This window comes from Arthrobacter sp. YD2 (assembly GCF_030410475.1).
Lineage (GTDB): Bacteria > Actinomycetota > Actinomycetes > Actinomycetales > Micrococcaceae > Arthrobacter_B > Arthrobacter_B zhangbolii.
This window is the reverse complement of record NZ_JAUHHB010000001.1, coordinates 317,805-335,444: the sequence shown is the minus strand read 5'-3', so window position 1 is coordinate 335,444 and position 17,640 is coordinate 317,805. Positions and strand designations below refer to the sequence as shown.

Below are 17,640 nucleotides of genomic sequence, written 5' to 3'. Positions count from 1 at the left end.
CTAGGAAACCCGCGGGCCTTTTGTATAAGTCGCACATATTGACAGGAAACGGGTGTTCGCTTCCTCCTCGCCAATCGTGACTCTCACACCTTCGGTGCCGAAGGCCCTCACAGCCAGGGCCTGCTGCTCCGCCAGCGCCGCAAACTCGGGGGTGTTCTCCCCCAGAGCCAGCCAGACGAAGTTCCCCTGCGCGTCCGGAACGAACCAGCCCAGTGCCTCCAGTCCCTCCACCACGCGGGTCCGTTCGGTCACCAGTGCTTGTATTCTCTCCACAAGTTCGTCGTGATGGCGCAGGGATGCCACCGCCGCCTGTTCGGCGATGGTGGATACGGCGAACGGCACAGCTGCCACCCGCAGGTACTGGGTGATCGGCGGATGCGACACCGAATAGCCAACCCGGAGACCGGCGAGGCCGGCCCCCTTGGAGAAGGTACGCAGGACAACCACGTTGGGGTGCTTCCGGTACATCTCGATGCCGTTGACCGCGTCCGGATCGCGGACGAAGTCCTCATACGCCTCGTCGATCACCACGATGACGCGGGATGGGACCTTGGCCAGGAAGTCTTCCACCTGAGCGGTGGTCAGCGCCGGGCCGGTGGGGTTGTTCGGAGTGCAGAGCAGGATAACCTTGGTCCGCCCCGTGACCGCAGCGGCCATGGCGTCCAGATCATGGGTGCCGTCAGCCCGGAGCGGGACCTTGACGCTTTCCGCCCCGGCGAGGCCAACGCTGATGGGGTAAGCCTCGAAGGACCGCCAGGGGTAAATGACCTCATCCGCGGTTCCGTCCGCATTCCGGCCGGCATATGTGGCCAGCAGCTGGTTCAGCGCGCCCAGGCTTCCTCCGCCAGTCACGATGTCTTCGGCGGGCACGTCCAGGAAAGCGGATAGCTCAGTGCGCAGCGCGGTGGAAAGCGGGTCCGGATACCGGTTGACGGTCGCGTGGTCCGCGATAGCCTTCACTACCGAGGGGAGCGGCGGATAGGGGTTCTCGTTGGAGGACAGTTTGTAGCTTTGCAGGCCGTCGATAACCACCGGAGGCTTGCCCGCCCTGTAGCGGGGCATTTCATCCAGTGCGGGCCTGGAGGAAATGCCGGTAGCGGGAACTTCAGCTGCGTTGGTGTCATTCACGGGTGTGGTCATGGCGTTAACACTAAACGCCGCGTTTCTGCCAGCATGGGAGCATGCTCTCATTTGTCCTGCGGATTGCCGTCAACGCGATTGCCCTGTGGGTAGCCGGCTGGCTTCTGCCCGGGCTCACACTGACCAGTTCCACCGGGTCCATGACCGGCAACCCGACACTGGATACCGTCCTTGCGTATCTGTTTATCGGTTTGATTTTCGGTATTGTCAACGCCCTTGTCCGACCCATTGCCCAAGGCCTGACGCTGCCTTTGGCCATTCTCACGCTGGGGCTATTCCGGATCATTATCAATGCGGCCATGCTGGAGCTCACTGCCTGGCTCAGCAGCTACACACCTATTCAGTTCGAGGTTGAGTCCTTCTTCTGGACAGCCATTCTGGGTGCGGTAATTATCAGCCTTGTGTCCATGGTTCTGGACGGTGTCACCGGCAGCCGCAGGCGAAGCCGGCAATAAGCGGCCCGTCCGCCGCAGGACCTCCGGGACCTCCTCCCCCGGCACGCTATGGCAGGGGCAGCCCGCTGTTTACGAGGCACTCCGCTGTCAGCGGTCCGGGGCTGCCGTCAGCGGGGCAGCGGGTCGGTGCAAACGGCCCGGCGGGCGCTGGGTTCCACGTCCGGAACCACCGGAGCCCCTGCTCCGGCCACCGGACGGAATCCGGGAGCCACGGGCAGCGAGGGCCCCGCTTTAGCTACAGGCATTGACGGCCCGGCGTGGCGCAGCGGCACCTGCGTCAGCGGTTCCCGGCTGAACCGGTACAGGTGCCGGGTGGCGACCGTTGCCGTACCAATGGCCGCGCCGAGGGAACCCAGTACCGTCCGCAGGGAGGCATCGTCACTGGCATCGGCCATCGCCGCAGCCTGCTGGTAGTGGTCCAGCCGGTGCCCCGGGCCGAGGCCCACATCCTCTCCGGCGGGCGTGGTCACCGGGTCAAGCCGGGTCAGGGTCACCCGGTCCGCAGTGTCCGGATTCGCGATGCTGTCGATACCAGGCACCCAATCCTGGACATGCTCCAGATGCAGTGCCGGCAGGCCGGGAGGCAGGTCGGTTGCACCCGTGGGGCTGCCGGCGGTCAGCAGGAAATCCACGTCGTATTCACTGTCCCTGCCCAGTTCCGCCGCAACGTTGGCGGCATGGTCACCGCCCTGACTGTAACCGGACAAGATGACGGAGTCCCCGGCCTCCGCTTCCGCCTGGCGCAGCGCCTCCGCTACCCCTGCGGCGACGTAGCGGCTTTCCTCCAGCCGCGATTCTCCGTTTCCGGTGAATCCGAAGGGGTTGGATCCGTTTGCGCCGTCCTGGGTGCCGGGGATAGTGACCACAAAAATGCTCTTCCCTGCCTCGTCTATGCGCAGGATCTCCACCACCCCCTCACGGTTCTCACGTTTCAGCACCTCGGAACGGGACAGGATGGAGCGTGCCGTTCCCTCCACCTGCACCAGCTCGGGTTTGCCCGGCAGGGCCGTGACCGTCACCGGGCGCGGTTTCCCGAACCCCATTTTCCGAACCACCCACATGGCCGCTGCCATGGCCCGCTCATCCGCCGGAGAGGCCAAAGCGGACTCGGTCTGCGGCAGAGTGGGAAACCCGCCGGCCCTGGGCCCGGGAATGATCCAGGGGGCCAGCGGAAGGGGGCCGAGGGAGGGCAGCATCAACTGGATCCGACCTTCGGTTGCAGCGTACTGCCGCGCGCTTTCCCGAACACCGTCTACCAGCCGGTCCAGCGCGGCGGCACAGAGCGCGAGATTGCCAACCGCGCCGGCCAGGTGCACCCTGATCCGGTCCGCCGGGAGGCTGGTTCCGACGCCGGGCTCCTGCCAAAGCTCCGCGGCCTGTTCCCGCAGGCTGTGGAGGCGCTCCGCAGCCAGCTCCATCCGGCCGGCAATCCGGACAAGGTCCTCGTACTGCACCAGGAGACCCGCGGCCCCGCCGGCCACAATGTAGACGGGCTTGTCCCCTGCCGTGTCGGCCGCGCCCAAGGCTCCCACGATGTCAGCTTCCTGCAGCACAAATAAGCGGAATCGCCCGCAATTCCCCTACCGCGGCATGCAGGTGGCGGACGGCAGGCGGGAGGTCCGCTATCGCTGCGATAAGACCGTGCCGGAAGGCATCGGCGGCCGGAGACTCCCACTGGACATTTGCCGCACTGGCGACCTCCGCCTCGATTTCGTCAATTTCCGCGGCCAACGCAAGAAGCGAGCGTTCCATCTGCTCAGCGCGCGCAGCGGTCAGCAATTGATCCACGGATTCCTCCCTAGGAATGTCGTTTGTCCAAATCTACGCAGGTGAGGCCGTAAGGCCAGATCTCCGTTCCAGCCGGCCGTCAACCGCGGCTCTCTGTCCCTGTCAACGTAGTTCAGGGCGGGCCGGGCACGGTCAGCGCGTTAAAGCTTGGTGGACGGATAGTTCCGCCCGCTGTGGGGAACCGCACTGTGGAGGGGCAGTGACCCAGCAGGAGAGTCACACACGCGGCGGCAGGCGGCGGCATGAAAGAATTGCCGCATGGCCGAATCCGCATCTGCTCCCCGTGTCTCCCTCGCCTCCGTGACCCCCGCCATCGCGCTGGGCCCCCTGGACGGCCGCTACCGCAGCGCCACCGCCCCGCTGGTGGATTACCTCTCCGAAGCCGCCCTGAACCGGGACCGGACCCACGTGGAGGTGGAGTGGCTGATCCACCTGACCTCCAACTCGGTCCTGCCCGGCACCAAGCCCCTGAGTGAACAGCAGCAGCACCAGCTCCGGGAGATCGTCAGCAGCTTTGACGGAAACTCCGTTGCTGAACTCGGCGAGATTGAAAAGCGCACGGTGCATGATGTGAAGGCCGTGGAGTACTACATCGCCGACCGGCTGGCCGCCATCGGGATCGAGGACCTGAAGGCCCTGGTCCACTTCGGCTGCACCTCGGAAGACGTTAACAACCTCTCCTACGCGCTGGGCATCAAGGGCGCCGTGGAGAACGTGTGGCTCCCGGCAGCACAGGACCTCGTGAACCGGATCGCTGCCATGGCGGAGGAAACCCGCCACGTTCCCATGCTCTCCCGCACCCACGGCCAGCCTGCCACGCCCACCACGCTGGGCAAGGAACTGGCGGTCACCGTTCACCGCCTCTCCCGCCAGCTGCGCCACATCCGCAACACCGAATTCCTGGGCAAGATCAACGGGGCCACCGGCACCTATGCAGCACACTACGCGGCTGTGCCGCAGGCGGACTGGCAGCAGGTGGCCCGCAGTTTCGTCGAGGGACTGGGCCTGACCTGGAACCCGCTCACTACGCAGATTGAATCCCACGACTGGCAGGCGGAGCTTTACGCCGATATGGCCCGCTTCAACCGGATTCTGCACAACTTCTGCACCGATGTGTGGAGTTACATCTCCATTGGCTACTTCGCGCAGGTTCCCGTCGAAGGTGCCACCGGCTCCTCCACCATGCCGCACAAGGTCAATCCGATCCGGTTCGAGAACGCCGAAGCAAACCTGGAGATTTCCAACGGCCTGCTGGACACGCTCGCCTCCACCCTGGTGACCTCCCGGTGGCAGCGGGACCTCACCGACTCCTCCTCCCAGCGCAACATCGGCGTTGCCGTCGGCCATTCACTGCTCGCCATCTCCAACGTGGCCAAGGGCCTTGAACGCCTGGATGTGGCCGAGTCCGTGCTGGCCGCGGATCTGGACACCAACTGGGAGGTTCTTGGCGAAGCCATCCAGATGGTGATGCGCGCCGAGGCCGTCGCCGGCACCCCCGGCATGGAAAACCCCTACGAGCGGCTCAAGGACCTCACCCGCGGCCACCGCGTAGACGCCGCACGGATGCAGGAGTTCATCGCCGGGCTCGGCCTGCCGACCGAAGCGGAAGCACGCCTCCAGGCGCTCACGCCCGGCAGGTACACGGGCATCGCGGACGAACTGGTGGACCACCTGAAGTAGCCGCAGCATCCCTGCCGGTGAGTCGGCGGTGCCGGGAGCAGTCCTCCCGGCACCCCCGGCTGCCGGCACCGGACCGGCACCCATAAACGACGACGGCGGGAGGCGGGCACACAGCCCGGCCTCCCGCCGTCGTCGTTTGTGGTGGGAAAACTAGTCGGCGGCGGCCAGCTGGCCGCAGGCACCGTCGATTTCCTTGCCGCGGGTGTCACGGACCGTAGTGGGCACACCGGCGTCGATCAGGTGGTTGATGAACTCCTGGATGACCTCCGGTTCCGGGGAGGTCCAGATGGAACCGGGCGTGGGGTTCAGCGGGATCGGGTTGACGTGCACCCAGCCGCGGCCGCGGGAGTTCAGCTTCTTGGCCAGCAGGTCCGCACGCCAGGCGTGGTCATTCATGTCCTTGATCAGGGCATATTCGATGGACACACGCCGTCCGGTGACCCGGTAGTAGTTGTACGCAGCGTCCAGCGCCTCGTCCACCTTCCAGCGGCTGTTGACCGGAATCAGCTCGTCGCGCAGCTCGTCATCCGGGGCGTGCAGGCTCAGGGCGAAGGTCACCGGGATGTTTTCCTCGGCCAGCTTCTTGATGGCCGGCACCAGTCCCACCGTGGAAACGGTGATGTTGCGGGCACTCATGCCGAGGCCTTCGGGGACGTCGGCGGCCATCCGGTGCACGGCATTCATCACGCGCTTGTAGTTGGCCAGCGGCTCACCCATGCCCATAAACACGATGTTGGTGACGCGCTCGGCGTCGTGGCCGCCGTCGCGCCGCTTGCCGCCGAGGCCGCCTTCCTTGATGACGCGGTTGGCCTGGACAATCTGGTCCAGGATTTCCGCGGCGGACATGTTCCGGGTCAGGCCGGCCTGGCCGGTGGCACAGAACGGGCAGTTCATGCCGCAGCCGCACTGACTGGAAACGCACAGCGTGATCCGGCCGGGGTAGCGCATCAGCACGGACTCCACCAGGGAGCCGTCAAAGAGGCGCCAGAGGAACTTGATGGTGTCGCCGTTATCCGTGGTCAGGCGCTTGACCTCGGTGAGCAGTGTGGGGAACATCTCGGCGGCAAGCTCGGCACGGCGTTCCTTGGGCAGGTCGCTCATGGCCTCGGGGTCCGTGGTGTAGTGCTGGAAATAATGCACGGAGAGCTGCTTGGCGCGGAAGGCGGGCAGGCCCAGGGACTTGACCTTCTCCTGGCGTTCGGCCAGCGTCATATCGGCCAGGTGGACCGGCGGCTGGGATACGCGCGGAGACTTGAACTGCAGCAGCGGGCGGCCGTCCGGCTCCTTGGCCTGCTCCCACCCCTCCGTGGCAGGGCGGACCTGCGGTGCGGTGGCAGACGGAAGCGTGCGGGCGGTACGCGGCTTTTTGGCGGGGGGAGTATCGAGGGTTGACATCGCCACTATTCTCGCACGGTTCGCACGTCCGGAACATTCCTTTTGCGCCGCTGCCACACCGCTGAAACACCGCGGAAACCCGCCGCCCGTAGCGTGGAGGCACACTCCCCGGCCACTGGAGGCAGCATGTCGGATTTGCGACCTTTTTCCGGAGTTTCCGGAGTTTCCGGAGTTTCCGGAGTTTCCGGAGTTTCCGGATTCCGTCCGTACTCAACCCCGCACCTGATCATCCGTGAAGTCCCGTGGAGCAACCCCGTGGGCGCGGATCTGCGTGAGGCACAGCAGGCTGAACTGGATGCCCGCTACGGGACCGTACATCACGACCCGCATCCGCCGCAGGCTGCGGAATCCGCCGTGTTTCTGATCGCCTACGAGCGCAGCAACGGACAGCCGCTGGGCTGCGGCGGCCTGCGCCGGCTGGATACCTCGACGGCGGAGATCAAACGGGTCTATGTGCTCCCCTATGCCCGCGGGTCAGGGGTGGCCACGGCCATCCTTGCGGCGTTGGAGGCAAGGGCACGGCAGATGGGTTTCGCCGTCCTGACCGCGGAGGCAGGCTCCGCCCAACCGGACGGGCACCGGTTCTATGAGAACGGCGGCTACAAGGTGGTGCCCAACTTCGGCCCGTACATCACTGCCGCCGGCTCCACCTGCTATTCAAAAACCATCGGCGCTGCCCTGCCGCTGTAGGACGGGTGCCGTGGGGCAGCCTAATAGTCGGTGCGGTTGGCGGCCGAGGTCCAGGCATCAAACGGCGCCATGCTCGGGGTGCCGTCCACGGAAAGCTGGGTGACCTGCATGGACCGCTCTTCCAGCGGGGTTTCGAAGTACTCATAGAACACGGCGTCGTCGAACCCCGCACTGGCGGCGTCGTGCCGGTCGGCGGCGAACACCACCCGGTCCACCCGCGCCCAGAGTGAGGAGGCCAGGCACATGGGGCACGGTTCGCAGCTGGTGTACAGGACGGCGCCGGTGAGGTCGAAAGTACCCAGGGCGGCGCAGGCGTTGCGGATTGCCGTCACTTCGGCGTGCGCAGTGGGATCGTTGTTGGCCGTCACCCGGTTCACGCCCTCGAAGGCGGCGCCCTCGGCAGTGACAACGACGGCGCCGAACGGGCCGCCGTCTGCCGCGACGTTTTCGGTGGCGAGGCGAATGGCCTGGGCCAGGTAGGTGCTGTCCATATCCGAGGTGCTCATTGGCTTCTCCCTTGGTTCCCGATGCAGTGTTGTTGCAGGTGTGCCAGGTAGATGACCGGTGCATTTCCGGCCCGCCTTCGCAGCAGCGAGGTTAGCAGTTTTTCCGGCCACAACGAATATGGGCCACGTCACGAAGGGACATTGCCGGCTGCGGAGATTTCCCGTGCGCGGCGTTCCCACCGCGAGCCGGGGCCTTCAGCAGCGGCCTCATCCCCGGCGTTGAAGATCCCGCACCGGTCCAGTGACAGGCAGCCGCAGCCGATGCAGCTGTCCAGGGACTGCTGCAGTGCCTGCAACCCGCGGATCCTTCCCGCCACCATGGCGGACCAGTCTGCGCTCATGGCCGACCATTCGGCCCGGGTGGGCGCCCGGTCCGCAGGCAGCACGGCGAGGGCATCCCCCACTTCCCGGAGCGAAAGGCCCATCCGTTGTCCGGCGGAGATAACGGCCAGCCGGCGCAGGACATGGCGAGGAAAGCGGCGCTGGTTGGCGCTTGAGCGCTGGGACCGGATGAGTCCGCGCTCCTCGTAATAGCGGACGGCCGGCACGGAGATGCCGGCACGTTCGGCTACCTCACCAATGGCGAGCAGGTTGCGCGGTTGGGCAGGTTCAGTCACTAGTTCAGTGTCGCAGCGCGCACGTCGCGGCCGGTGACTGTGACGCGTATTTGACCTCCAGCGCACTTGAGCACGTTTGCTCAGTGCAGGGGCTGCCATCCGGGCGCCCGGAGGAAAGGACCGCACATGTTCCGCAGGCAGGCAGCACGGGAAACACTGGAAAACCGCTGGAACCTTACCGGGGCGGCGGGGAGCGCAGGTGCGCCCCGGCATTCTTCCCCAAACGCCGGAAATACCCTGGCATCAATGCTCCCGGAGACCGCACACCTGTTCTTTCCGCCCCGCTGAGAAGCGCTTCCGGCTACCCATTGTCACCGGCCCGCCGCGGTGGGAACGTAAAAACCATCCGTCTTTGAAAGGACCAGCCATGGAACGCATGATCTTCCCGAATCTTCCGGTTGCGGACCTGAAAGCGGCCGAAAGGTTCTACCTGGGCCTTGGCTTCACCAAGGATCCGCAGTTCAGCAATGATGACGCCGCTGCGATGGTTATCTCCGACAGCATTGTGGTGATGCTCCTGCAGCAGGACTTTTACCAGGGGTTCCTGCCCCAGGGCGACACCCCGCATCTGGGGTCCTCCGGCAAGGAAGTCCTGAACTGCATAAGCTGCGAGAGCCGTGACGAGGTGGACCGGATATTGGCTGCCTGCCAGACGGGCGGCGGCGCTGTTTACGCTCCTGCCGAAGAACGCATGCCCGGCATGTACAGCGGTTCCGCCACCGACCCGGACGGTCACGTCTGGGAATTTATGTGGATGGACCCGGCCAGCGTCGAGGAGCCGGAACGGACATTCGAGGTATCCTCCAACGCCACCGTGCAGGAGCAGAACCAGGCACTCTGACGCTTACCCGGCAGGAGTACCCGAGGTTTCCATCACCATTTCAGCAGCCCCGTCGGCGGTTTTGAGGCTCAGCCGGACCTGGATGCCGGAGAACCGGGCCAGGGAATCCGAATGGGTGCCGCCACAGGGAATGCTGACAGTGCCGTCGGGCAGGTCGCAGACCCACCGGCGCATCCCGGTCAGCAGTTCCGAGTCCCGCTCAATACGGACCGCGGCGCCGGAGGCCACCCAGCCGGCCAGGGTCCGGTTCACAGCCTCCTCCACGACCTCAGGTGAGGCCAGCAGGGCATCCGGCAGGAACCCCTTGCGGCGCAGGGACTTACCCAGCCGGTAGAGGTCCCGGGAACCGAATTCGGAAATGGTGGACGTCTCGATGGCCAGCGCATCAAAATTGGGATTGCCGGCGGCGTCGGCCTGAACGTCCTTTTTCCAGGCCTCGGCCAGCGCCTTGTTCAGCGCCAGGGATGCCAGGTGGCAGGCAGTGTGCCCGGCGGAAAGGGCTGCCCGGTAGCCGTTATCCACCTGGAACCGCACCTCGGAGCCCTCGGCCGGGACGGTCCCGGCGGGCAGGACGTGGACCACGGTAAAGACCCACCCCTCTGTGCCTTTTCGGACCGGGATGTCCCGGCCCAGGAAAAGCGAGCTGCCGTCCGTAGCGCCGACAACGCAGTCTTCCACGGGCACTTCGGTGCCGTCCGCCGTGGTCAGCGTGGCCCGGTCCGCCCCCTGGTCCGGCCATCCCGCGTCCACCGGATGCACCGGGGTGCTGTCGGTCAGTACCGCCAGGCGTCCGTCCGGAAGCGTCTGCGTGTAAAGGACAGTTCCGGTGCCGGCAACGGCACCTGCGGGGTAGGTAACAGTGGTATCGACGGTAGGCAGGCTCATCCGCCCACCCTACCGAAACCGGAGCATGGAACTGTGACGGGGGCCACGGGATTACGCTGTGGGGAAGATCTGCGGTAAAGTCGTAATCACGCCGCGGGGTGGAGCAGTTCGGTAGCTCGCTGGGCTCATAACCCAGAGGTCGCAAGTTCAAATCTTGCCCCCGCAACCACGTAGAAGAATCCCGATCCGGATCACCGGATCGGGATTTTTTGTGCGCTCACACCCTGCCGGCAACGCCCGATGACAGCCTGCTTAGTTGTTTCCTCCATGCCTCCTCCGATAAGTTGCGAGGACCAACCGGCAATGGAGAGGTGGCCTGATTCATGGAAGCCCGAATATCCCTGCAGGTGGACGGGGCCCAGCGCACCCTCACCGTCGACACCCGCACCACCGTCCTGGACGCCCTGCGGGACCGGCTGGGCGTGACCAGCCCCAAGAAGGGTTGCGACCACGGCCAGTGCGGCGCCTGCACGGTACTCCTGGACGGCCGGCGTGCGAATTCCTGTCTGACGCTGGCGGTGGCGCACGACGGCGCGGAGATTGTCACGGCGGAGGGACTGGCGGGCGGCACGGCGGACGGGGAACTGCACCCGGTCCAGCGCGCTTTCCTGGAACAGGACGGTTTCCAGTGCGGCTACTGCACCCCGGGCCAGGTCTGTTCCGCGGCCGGAATCATTGAGGAAGCCGCCGCCGGGCACCCTTCGGCCGCCACCGGCGATCTGCAAGCGGAGGGCGGAATCGACCTGACGGATGCGGAAATCCGCGAGCGCATGAGCGGAAACCTGTGCCGCTGCGGGGCGTACGCCAACATTGTGGCCGCAGTGCGTCAGGCCGCCGTCGCAGCAGCAGCCCGGCGCGGCGGTGCGGCTGATCCGGAGGAACCGGAAGTCGAGGACTCGCCCACAGCGGAATCCATGCCGTCGCACCCGGAGGAACGCCCATGATCCCCTTTGATTACCGGCGGGCCGAGAACGCGGCGTCGGCTGTTGCACTGGTTTCCGGCAATCCGGACGCCGCTTATCTGGCCGGGGGCACCAACCTGGTGGACCGGATGAAGCTCGGGGTGGCTAAACCCGCCATGCTCGTTGATATCAGCCGGCTACCGCTGGACGCCGTCGAGGTCGAAGATGACGGCCGGGTGCGGATCGGAACCAACGTCCGCAACGCCGATCTGGCCGCCAACACGTTCATCCGCCGCCGCTACCCTGCGCTGTCCCAGGCGCTGCTCGCCGGAGCATCCGGACAGCTGCGCAACCTCGCCACCACGGGCGGAAACCTGCTCCAGCGCACCCGCTGCGTGTACTTCCAAAACCCCACCACGCCCTGCAACAAACGCGAACCCGGTACCGGCTGCTCCGCCCTGGACGGGTACACCCGCTACCACGCGATCCTCGGCGCCTCCGAGGACTGCGTGGCCACCCATCCATCGGACATGGCCGTCGCCCTCGCTGCCCTGGACGCCTCCGTAGTGGTGCTGGGCCCGGCTGGGGAACGGATCATCCCGGTCAGTGACTTCCACCGGCTGCCCGGCAGCGAGCCGCAACGTGACACCGTGCTTGAGCACGGCGAACTCATCACCGCCGTCGAACTCCCCCCGGCGCCGGCCCGATCCGCCTACCGCAAGGTCCGGGACCGTGCGTCCTATGCCTTTGCGCTGGTTTCCGTAGCGGCAGCCGTGGAGCTGGAGGACGACGGCGCTAATCCCCCGGTGATCCGGGACGTACGCATTGCCCTGAGCGGGGTGGCGCACAAACCCTGGCGCGCACTGCAGGCCGAAGCGGTACTGCGCGGCGCCCCCGCCACCGAGGAGAACTTCCGCGCCGCCGCCGACGCCGAGCTGCTCTCCGCCCGGGCCCTGAGGGAAAACGGCTTCAAGATCCCCATGGTCCGCAACACGCTGGTGGCGGTCCTCCGTGACCTCACCGGCTCGCCGTCGCCGGACGCGAGCGCCGAAGGAACAGATCACCCCGAGGGTCCGGACGGACCCGCGGATGCCGGCTGGGAGGAACTGGACTCATGAGCAACCTGCTGCCTGCTTCGGCTATCGGCACCGCATTCGAACGGCTCGACGGCGAACTCAAGGTCACCGGAACCGCTCCGTACGCGTATGAGCAGCCGGTGGACCACCCCGTTTACCTGTATCCGATGCTCTCCACCATTGCCCGCGGGACCGTGGAACGCGTGGACACCGCCGACGCTGAAGCCATCGAGGGTGTCCTGACCGTCCTGACCGCGGAAACCGTGCCGCGGCTGGCGGATGCCTCGGACCGGGAACTGGCCGTGCTGCAGGACACCACGGTGGGCTACCGCGGGCAGATCGTGGCAGCCGTCCTGGCCGAGACGCCGGAGATTGCCCGGCAGGCAGCGGATACGGTCCGGGTGAGCTATGCGGAGGAACCTTTTGCCGCCCAGCTCCGTGCCGATGATCCCGCCCTCTACGCCCCGGAGGAGCTGAATGCCGGCACCCCTACGGACAGCAGCCAGGGGAACGCGGACGCGGCCTTCGATACTGCCGCACTGAAGATCGAACAGACCTATTCCACCCCCGCCGAGCACAACAATCCGCTGGAACCCCATGCCACCGTGGCGCAGTGGGACGGCTCCGTGCTGACCCTGTGGGACTCCACCCAGGGTGTGCACGCCGTCAAGGGCACCCTGGCCCAGGTGCTCGGACTGGAGCAGGAGCAGGTGCGGGTGATAGCCCCGCACGTGGGCGGCGGGTTCGGCTCCAAGGGCATGCCGCACGTACACGTGGTGATGGCGGCCCTCGCCGCACAGTGCACCGACGGGCGGCCGGTGAAGTTCCCGGTCAGCCGCCAGCAGATGTACAGCCTCACCAGCCACCGCACCCCCACCATCCAGCGCATCCGGCTGGGCGCCGCCGACGACGGCCGGCTGACCGCCATGTCCCTGGACATTGTGGAACACACCTCCCGCATCAAGGAGTTCGCCGAACAGACGCCCGCGCCGTTCCGGATGATGTACGCCTCCCCCAACCGGAGCACCACCACCCGGCTGGCTCCTCTGGATATTCCGGTGCCGTCCTGGATGCGGGCGCCGGGTGAGTGCCCGGGCATGTTCGGTCCCGAGGTGGCCATGGATGAACTGGCCGCCGCTGCCGGGCTGGACCCCATCGAACTGCGCCGCCGGAACGAACCGGCGGCAGATCCGGAGACCGGCAAACCCTGGTCCAGCCGGCACCTGATGGAGTGCTTCGATTTGGGCGCCGAACGGTTCGGCTGGGACCGGCGGGTCACCCGGCCGCGCTCGGTGCAGCAGGACGGCTGGCTGGTAGGCCTGGGCACGGCCAGCGCCGTGTATCCCTTTATGCGCCAGCCCGCCAATACGGCGCGGATCAGTTATGAACAGGACGGGATCTACTCAGTGCAGATCGGTGCCGCGGACATTGGCACCGGTGCGTGGGCGTCCCTGACGCAGATCGCCGCCGATGCGCTACGGGTTCCGGCGAACCGGATCCGGCTCGGCATCGGCGATACCCGGTTCCCCGCGGCCAGCGTGGCCGGCGGGTCCTCCGGCACGGCCAGCTGGGGTGGCACCATCATTGCTGCAGCCAAAGCCTTCCGGGCCGACCACGGTGAACACCCCTCCCCCGGCGCCACCACCGAAGCGGACGCACCCGAAGACGCCGAAGCGCAGAACTTCGCCCTCTACTCCTTCGGTGCACACTTCGCCGAGGTGCATATCTCTGCCGATACCGGGGAGATCCGGGTGGCCCGGATGCTCGGGGTCTTTTCCGCAGGGCGGATCATCAACCCGCGGACCGCCCGTTCCCAGTTCCTTGGCGGAATGACCATGGGCCTGGGCATGGCCCTGCACGAGCAGAGTGTCCTGGATCCGCGGTTCGGGATCTTCGTCAACCATGATCTGGCCGAATACCATGTCCCCACCAGTGCGGATGTGCTGGACATGGATGCCGTGTGGATTGAGGACCGGGACGAGCACGCGGGGCCGCTGGGCGCCCGCGGCATCGGGGAAATCGGAATTGTGGGCAGTGCCGCAGCCATTGCCAATGCTGCCTACAACGCCTCGGGTATCCGGGTGCGGGACCTGCCACTGACCCCGGACAAGTTCCTGGCGTAACGAAGCGTTCCAGCACGGGGCGGACGGTTCCGGATGTGCAAAACTGGCGCCATGACCGCCGTGCGCCCTCTTCCCGCCGTCCTGACCGGCCGGTGGGTCCGGCTTGAACCGCTCACCGCTGACCTGCTGCCGGAACTGCACCGGGCCATCGCCGTCCCCGAGGTATTTGCGGGCGGCTACGCTGGCGGACCCGCGGGGCTCCGGGAGGACCTTTTCGGGTTCACCGAGTGGGCGCGGACGTACTACCGGTGGAACGAACTACCGTTTGCGGTCCGCCTGCTGACCGGGGAGGACGCCGGTCCTGTGGTAGGCACCAGCAGCCTGGCGGATCTGGACCCGGGAACCGAATCGGCCCAGCTGGGCTGGACTGCGTATGCCCCCTCGGTCTGGGGTACCGCCGTGAACGCAGAGACCAAGCTCCTGCTGCTGGGCCATGCGTTCGCCTCCGGGATCGGCCGGATCACCATCCAGGCGGATTCCCGCAACGAGCGGTCCCGGGCCGCGATCCTCGGCATCGGCGCGGTTTTTGAGGGCATCCGCCGCCGGGACAGGCGCCGGGCGGACGGCAGCTGGCGGGACACAGCGGTGTACTCGGTCCTCTCGGAGGAGTGGCCGCAGGTCCGGGCACTCCTCGAACACAGGGTGGAGGGGGTCGCGGCCCCAGCGGGTCGCGGCGCAGCGAAGATGACCCGGGAGTAGCATTTCGCCCACAGGTATCCCGGCGACGGCGCCGGGAACAGGAAGGAACGGGGACCAACATGGGCGCGAACTTCGGGGATTACCAGCTGGGCATCTACATGAACGGAGCCCAAGGCGTGGTCCCTGAACTGCCGATGGGCTTTGCCGCCACGGAGGAGTTGGCGCAAACCGTGATGGACCCCCGGGTCCTGGGGTACGTGGCCGGCGGCGCCGGCAACGAACACACCCAGCGGGCCAATGTCGCTGCCTTTGACCGGTTGGGCATCATGCCGAGAATGCTGGTCGGTGCGGCACAGCGCGATCTGGGAATCGACCTGTTTGGCCACCGGATGCCGTCGCCCCTCTTCTTCGCCCCCGTGGGCGTGCTGGGCGCAGTGGCGGACGACGGCGACCTGGCCACCGCGGCGTCGTCGTCCGAGCTGGGCGTACCCATGGTGGCGTCCACGCTGGCCTCCGCCCCGTTGGAGCAGGTCCGCGCAGCGGCCGGCGGAACGCCCGGGTTTTTCCAGCTCTACCCGCCGGCGGACCGTGAACTGACGGAATCCCTGGTGCACCGCGCCGAAGCGGCCGGCTACACGGGCATAGTCATCACCCTGGATACCTGGGTGAACGGCTGGCGCCCTCGGGACCTCAGCGCCGCCTACCTGCCCATGCTCTCCGGGCAATGCCTGGCTAATTACCTGACCGATGACCGTTTCCGGAAGCTGCTGGCCGAGCAGGGCTCCACCGACCCGGCGGCCGTGGTGATGCTCTGGGCCTCACTGTTCGGGAATCCCACCATGACCTGGGAGGACCTGGCCTGGTTCCGGTCCCTGACCAGCCTGCCCATCCTGCTCAAGGGCATCTGCTCCCCCGAAGACACCCGGCGCGCCCTGGACGGCGGGATGGACGGGATCTACTGCTCCAACCACGGCGGCCGGCAGGCCAACGGCGGGATTCCCGCCATCGATTGCCTGCCCGGCGTGGTGGAGGCGGCCGACGGCGCGCCGGTGCTTTTCGATTCAGGGGTGCGTTCCGGCGTGGACGCGCTGCGGGCACTGGCTCTCGGGGCCACCGCGGTGGGGATCGGACGGCCCTACGTGTACGGGCTGGCCGTGGGCGGGCAGGCCGGGGTGTCCCATGTGATGCGCAGCCTGCTTGCCGAGGCGGACCTGACCATGGCGGTCAACGGCTATCCGGATCTGGCCTCGCTGCGGGGAGCCCTGCACCGGCTCTAAGACTGTTCGGGCTCTAGGGCTTCCGTGCTTCGGGCCCCCGCCGCGCGGGATCCGCGCCCGGGGACCGGTTGGGGTGCGGGCGGAAAACCTTCCCTTGGCCACCAAACGGGAAGAAGGTTCCGCAGCGAACCGAGCCAGGCTTCGACGTCGTCGTCGTCACTGATGACCCACTGCTCGAACCAGGACGCGTAAGCGCCGCCCAGGTACCCGGCGGTAGCCTCCGGATCAAGGTCCGGAAGCACTCCGTGTGCCTGCCACACGTCCATGGCCAGCACAAAGCGCATCCGCAGGTTTTCGACCAGGACGCCGAGGAACGCTTCGGTGTGGAACAGGGCCCGGTACACCCGCTGTTCGTCCTTGGTGTGCTGCAGGATCTGCCGGATGGATTCAACGTAGAGTTCGCCGATTTCGGCGACGGTGCGGCCGGTCCCCCGCTGGTCCAGGTCCACGGTGCCCAGCCGGTCCACGAGTCCGGCGTAGACGGAGGCTGCGAAGTCGAAAATGTTCCGGTGATGCCCGTAGAAGGTGGTCCGGTGCACTCCGGCCACTTTGCAGAGCGCGGAGACGCTGATTTCCGCCAGTTCATGCTCACGCAGGAGCTCCCATAGTCCTGCTTCGAGGGCTTCCCGGGTCCGGGCAGTCCGGGGTTCCTCCGGAGAGGGGCGCCGGGGCGGCTTGGGCTCTTCCGGTGCAGACATAAACCTAATCTTCGCAGATACACGAAAGGACCCCGCCGAAGCGGAGTCCTTTCATGCCGCGGCGCAGGGGGACGCCGCAAGCTTGTATGCGCAGGGGCCTTAGTGGTTGGCCAGGCCTGCGGTTTCGCCGCCGTCAACAACGAACTCGGCTCCGGTGGAGAAGCTGGAATCGTCGCTCGCGAGGAAGAGGACCATCCGGGACACTTCCTCCGCCTCACCCATGCGGTGCAGGGCGACGTGGTTCATGGGGTTCTCCATGCCCTCGGTCATCGGCGTCTTGATGACGCCCGGGTGCACCGAGTTCACGCGGATGCCGTACTTGCCCAGATCCAGGGCCACGGACTTGCTCAGGCCGCGCACCGCGTACTTGGTGGCGGTGTAGCCCGGCAGTTCCACGAAGCCCTGCAGGCCGGCGGTGGAGGAGATGTTGATGATCGAGCCGCCCTTGGATTCCTTCAGTGCCGGAATCGCTGACTTGATACCCAGGAAGACGCCGTTGAGGTTGATGTTTACAATCGCATTCCACTGCTCAACGCTGTAATCCTCGATGTGCCCGAAGTTCGCGATGCCCGCATTGTTGACCAGCACGTCCAGGCCGCCGAATTCGGTGACGGCGGTCCGCACCGCAGCTTCCCAGTCTTCTGCCTTGGTCACATCCAGGTGGACGTAGCGGGCGTTGTCGCCCAGCTCCGCGGCGGTCTGCCGGCCGTCGTCGTCGAGAATGTCGCCAATAACGACCATGGCACCTTCTTCGACCAGCAGGCGGGCATGCGAGGCACCCATGCCTCGTGCACCTCCGCTGATCAGTGCCACTTTGCCGCTCACGCGTCCCATTACGTTCCCTTCGTTGTGATTACATCCTGCCCTATTCAACACATGTAGAAGAACTCGGCATTCCGAAAACACGGAAATGTGACGCGGCGAACAT

The 17,640-nt window shown here is 66.4% G+C and carries 18 protein-coding genes and 1 tRNA gene; 10 read left to right on the top strand and 9 right to left on the bottom strand.

Features of this window, described 5'->3' with window-relative positions; translation table 11 throughout:
* Nucleotides 1-1,140 (bottom strand): histidinol-phosphate transaminase, encoded by a 1,140-nt coding sequence (locus QWJ37_RS01705; protein WP_290243605.1) that lies wholly within the window; start codon nt 1,138-1,140, stop codon nt 1-3.
* Nucleotides 1,141-1,181: 41 nt separating this feature from the next.
* Here QWJ37_RS01705 and QWJ37_RS01700 point away from each other — a divergent pair, with 41 nt between their 5' ends.
* A complete protein-coding gene (locus tag QWJ37_RS01700) occupies nt 1,182-1,595 on the top strand; it encodes a phage holin family protein (protein WP_227902993.1) in 414 nt (137 codons plus the stop codon).
* Between the two features lie 107 nt (nt 1,596-1,702).
* Here the strand turns inward: QWJ37_RS01700 and QWJ37_RS01695 are convergent, their stop codons facing one another.
* Entirely contained in the window at nt 1,703-3,148 is a 1,446-nt protein-coding gene (locus QWJ37_RS01695) for a hypothetical protein (RefSeq protein ID WP_227928247.1), read from the bottom strand.
* Complete coding sequence (locus QWJ37_RS01690; protein WP_290243601.1) at nt 3,132-3,383, bottom strand: hypothetical protein; 252 nt, start codon at nt 3,381-3,383, stop codon at nt 3,132-3,134. Before QWJ37_RS01690 ends, QWJ37_RS01695 begins: the two co-directional genes overlap by 17 nt.
* A 258-nt stretch (nt 3,384-3,641) precedes the next feature.
* Here QWJ37_RS01690 and purB point away from each other — a divergent pair, with 258 nt between their 5' ends.
* On the top strand, nt 3,642-5,063 hold the full coding sequence (gene purB, locus QWJ37_RS01685; protein WP_227928243.1) for an adenylosuccinate lyase: 1,422 nt from the start codon (nt 3,642-3,644) through the stop codon (nt 5,061-5,063).
* A gap of 150 nt (nt 5,064-5,213) precedes the next feature.
* Here purB and rlmN read toward each other — a convergent pair whose 3' ends face one another.
* On the bottom strand, nt 5,214-6,458 hold the full coding sequence (rlmN, locus tag QWJ37_RS01680; protein WP_227902997.1) for a 23S rRNA (adenine(2503)-C(2))-methyltransferase RlmN: 1,245 nt from the start codon (nt 6,456-6,458) through the stop codon (nt 5,214-5,216).
* 255 nt (nt 6,459-6,713) lie between these two features.
* On the opposite strand from rlmN, the gene QWJ37_RS01675 reads away from it, so the two are divergent.
* A complete protein-coding gene (locus QWJ37_RS01675) occupies nt 6,714-7,148 on the top strand; it encodes a GNAT family N-acetyltransferase (RefSeq protein WP_227902998.1) in 435 nt (144 codons plus the stop codon).
* A 20-nt stretch (nt 7,149-7,168) separates the two neighbouring features.
* Here QWJ37_RS01675 and QWJ37_RS01670 read toward each other — a convergent pair whose 3' ends face one another.
* Together QWJ37_RS01670 and soxR are read right to left on the bottom strand one after the other, a co-directional pair.
* On the bottom strand, nt 7,169-7,654 hold the full coding sequence (locus QWJ37_RS01670; RefSeq protein ID WP_290243594.1) for a nucleoside deaminase: 486 nt from the start codon (nt 7,652-7,654) through the stop codon (nt 7,169-7,171).
* A gap of 128 nt (nt 7,655-7,782) precedes the next feature.
* Nucleotides 7,783-8,271 (bottom strand): redox-sensitive transcriptional activator SoxR, encoded by a 489-nt coding sequence (soxR, locus tag QWJ37_RS01665; protein WP_227902999.1) that lies wholly within the window; start codon nt 8,269-8,271, stop codon nt 7,783-7,785.
* 367 nt (nt 8,272-8,638) lie between these two features.
* Between soxR and QWJ37_RS01660 the strand changes: the two genes are divergently transcribed.
* Nucleotides 8,639-9,112: a VOC family protein gene (locus QWJ37_RS01660; RefSeq protein WP_227903000.1), complete on the top strand. Its 474-nt coding sequence runs from the start codon at nt 8,639-8,641 to the stop codon at nt 9,110-9,112.
* A gap of 3 nt (nt 9,113-9,115) precedes the next feature.
* On the opposite strand, the gene QWJ37_RS01655 is transcribed toward QWJ37_RS01660, so the two are convergent.
* Complete coding sequence (locus QWJ37_RS01655) at nt 9,116-9,997, bottom strand: metal-dependent hydrolase (protein ID WP_290243591.1); 882 nt, start codon at nt 9,995-9,997, stop codon at nt 9,116-9,118.
* 92 nt (nt 9,998-10,089) lie between these two features.
* Here QWJ37_RS01655 and QWJ37_RS01650 point away from each other — a divergent pair.
* The 6 genes from QWJ37_RS01650 to QWJ37_RS01625 all read left to right on the top strand — a co-directional run bounded on the left by QWJ37_RS01650 (nt 10,090) and on the right by QWJ37_RS01625 (nt 16,014).
* A tRNA-Met gene (locus tag QWJ37_RS01650) sits at nt 10,090-10,166 on the top strand.
* 154 nt (nt 10,167-10,320) lie between these two features.
* On the top strand, nt 10,321-10,941 hold the full coding sequence (locus QWJ37_RS01645; protein WP_227903002.1) for a 2Fe-2S iron-sulfur cluster-binding protein: 621 nt from the start codon (nt 10,321-10,323) through the stop codon (nt 10,939-10,941).
* A complete protein-coding gene (locus tag QWJ37_RS01640; RefSeq protein WP_290243587.1) occupies nt 10,938-12,017 on the top strand; it encodes a xanthine dehydrogenase family protein subunit M in 1,080 nt (359 codons plus the stop codon). The genes QWJ37_RS01645 and QWJ37_RS01640 overlap by 4 nt, the downstream gene beginning before the upstream one ends.
* On the top strand, nt 12,014-14,098 hold the full coding sequence (locus QWJ37_RS01635; protein ID WP_290243585.1) for a xanthine dehydrogenase family protein molybdopterin-binding subunit: 2,085 nt from the start codon (nt 12,014-12,016) through the stop codon (nt 14,096-14,098). Before QWJ37_RS01640 ends, QWJ37_RS01635 begins: the two co-directional genes overlap by 4 nt.
* A 51-nt stretch (nt 14,099-14,149) precedes the next feature.
* On the top strand, nt 14,150-14,797 hold the full coding sequence (locus QWJ37_RS01630; protein ID WP_290243582.1) for a GNAT family protein: 648 nt from the start codon (nt 14,150-14,152) through the stop codon (nt 14,795-14,797).
* 59 nt (nt 14,798-14,856) lie between these two features.
* Nucleotides 14,857-16,014, top strand: a complete 1,158-nt coding sequence (locus QWJ37_RS01625; protein ID WP_290243580.1) for an alpha-hydroxy-acid oxidizing protein — start codon at nt 14,857-14,859, stop codon at nt 16,012-16,014.
* On the opposite strand, the gene QWJ37_RS01620 is transcribed toward QWJ37_RS01625, so the two are convergent.
* Nucleotides 16,011-16,712 (bottom strand): TetR/AcrR family transcriptional regulator, encoded by a 702-nt coding sequence (locus QWJ37_RS01620; protein ID WP_290243578.1) that lies wholly within the window; start codon nt 16,710-16,712, stop codon nt 16,011-16,013. The genes QWJ37_RS01625 and QWJ37_RS01620 overlap by 4 nt on opposite strands.
* A gap of 99 nt (nt 16,713-16,811) precedes the next feature.
* Nucleotides 16,812-17,546, bottom strand: coding sequence for a glucose 1-dehydrogenase (locus tag QWJ37_RS01615; protein WP_227903008.1), 735 nt, complete (start codon nt 17,544-17,546; stop codon nt 16,812-16,814).
* Nucleotides 17,547-17,640: the final 94 nt, after the last annotated feature.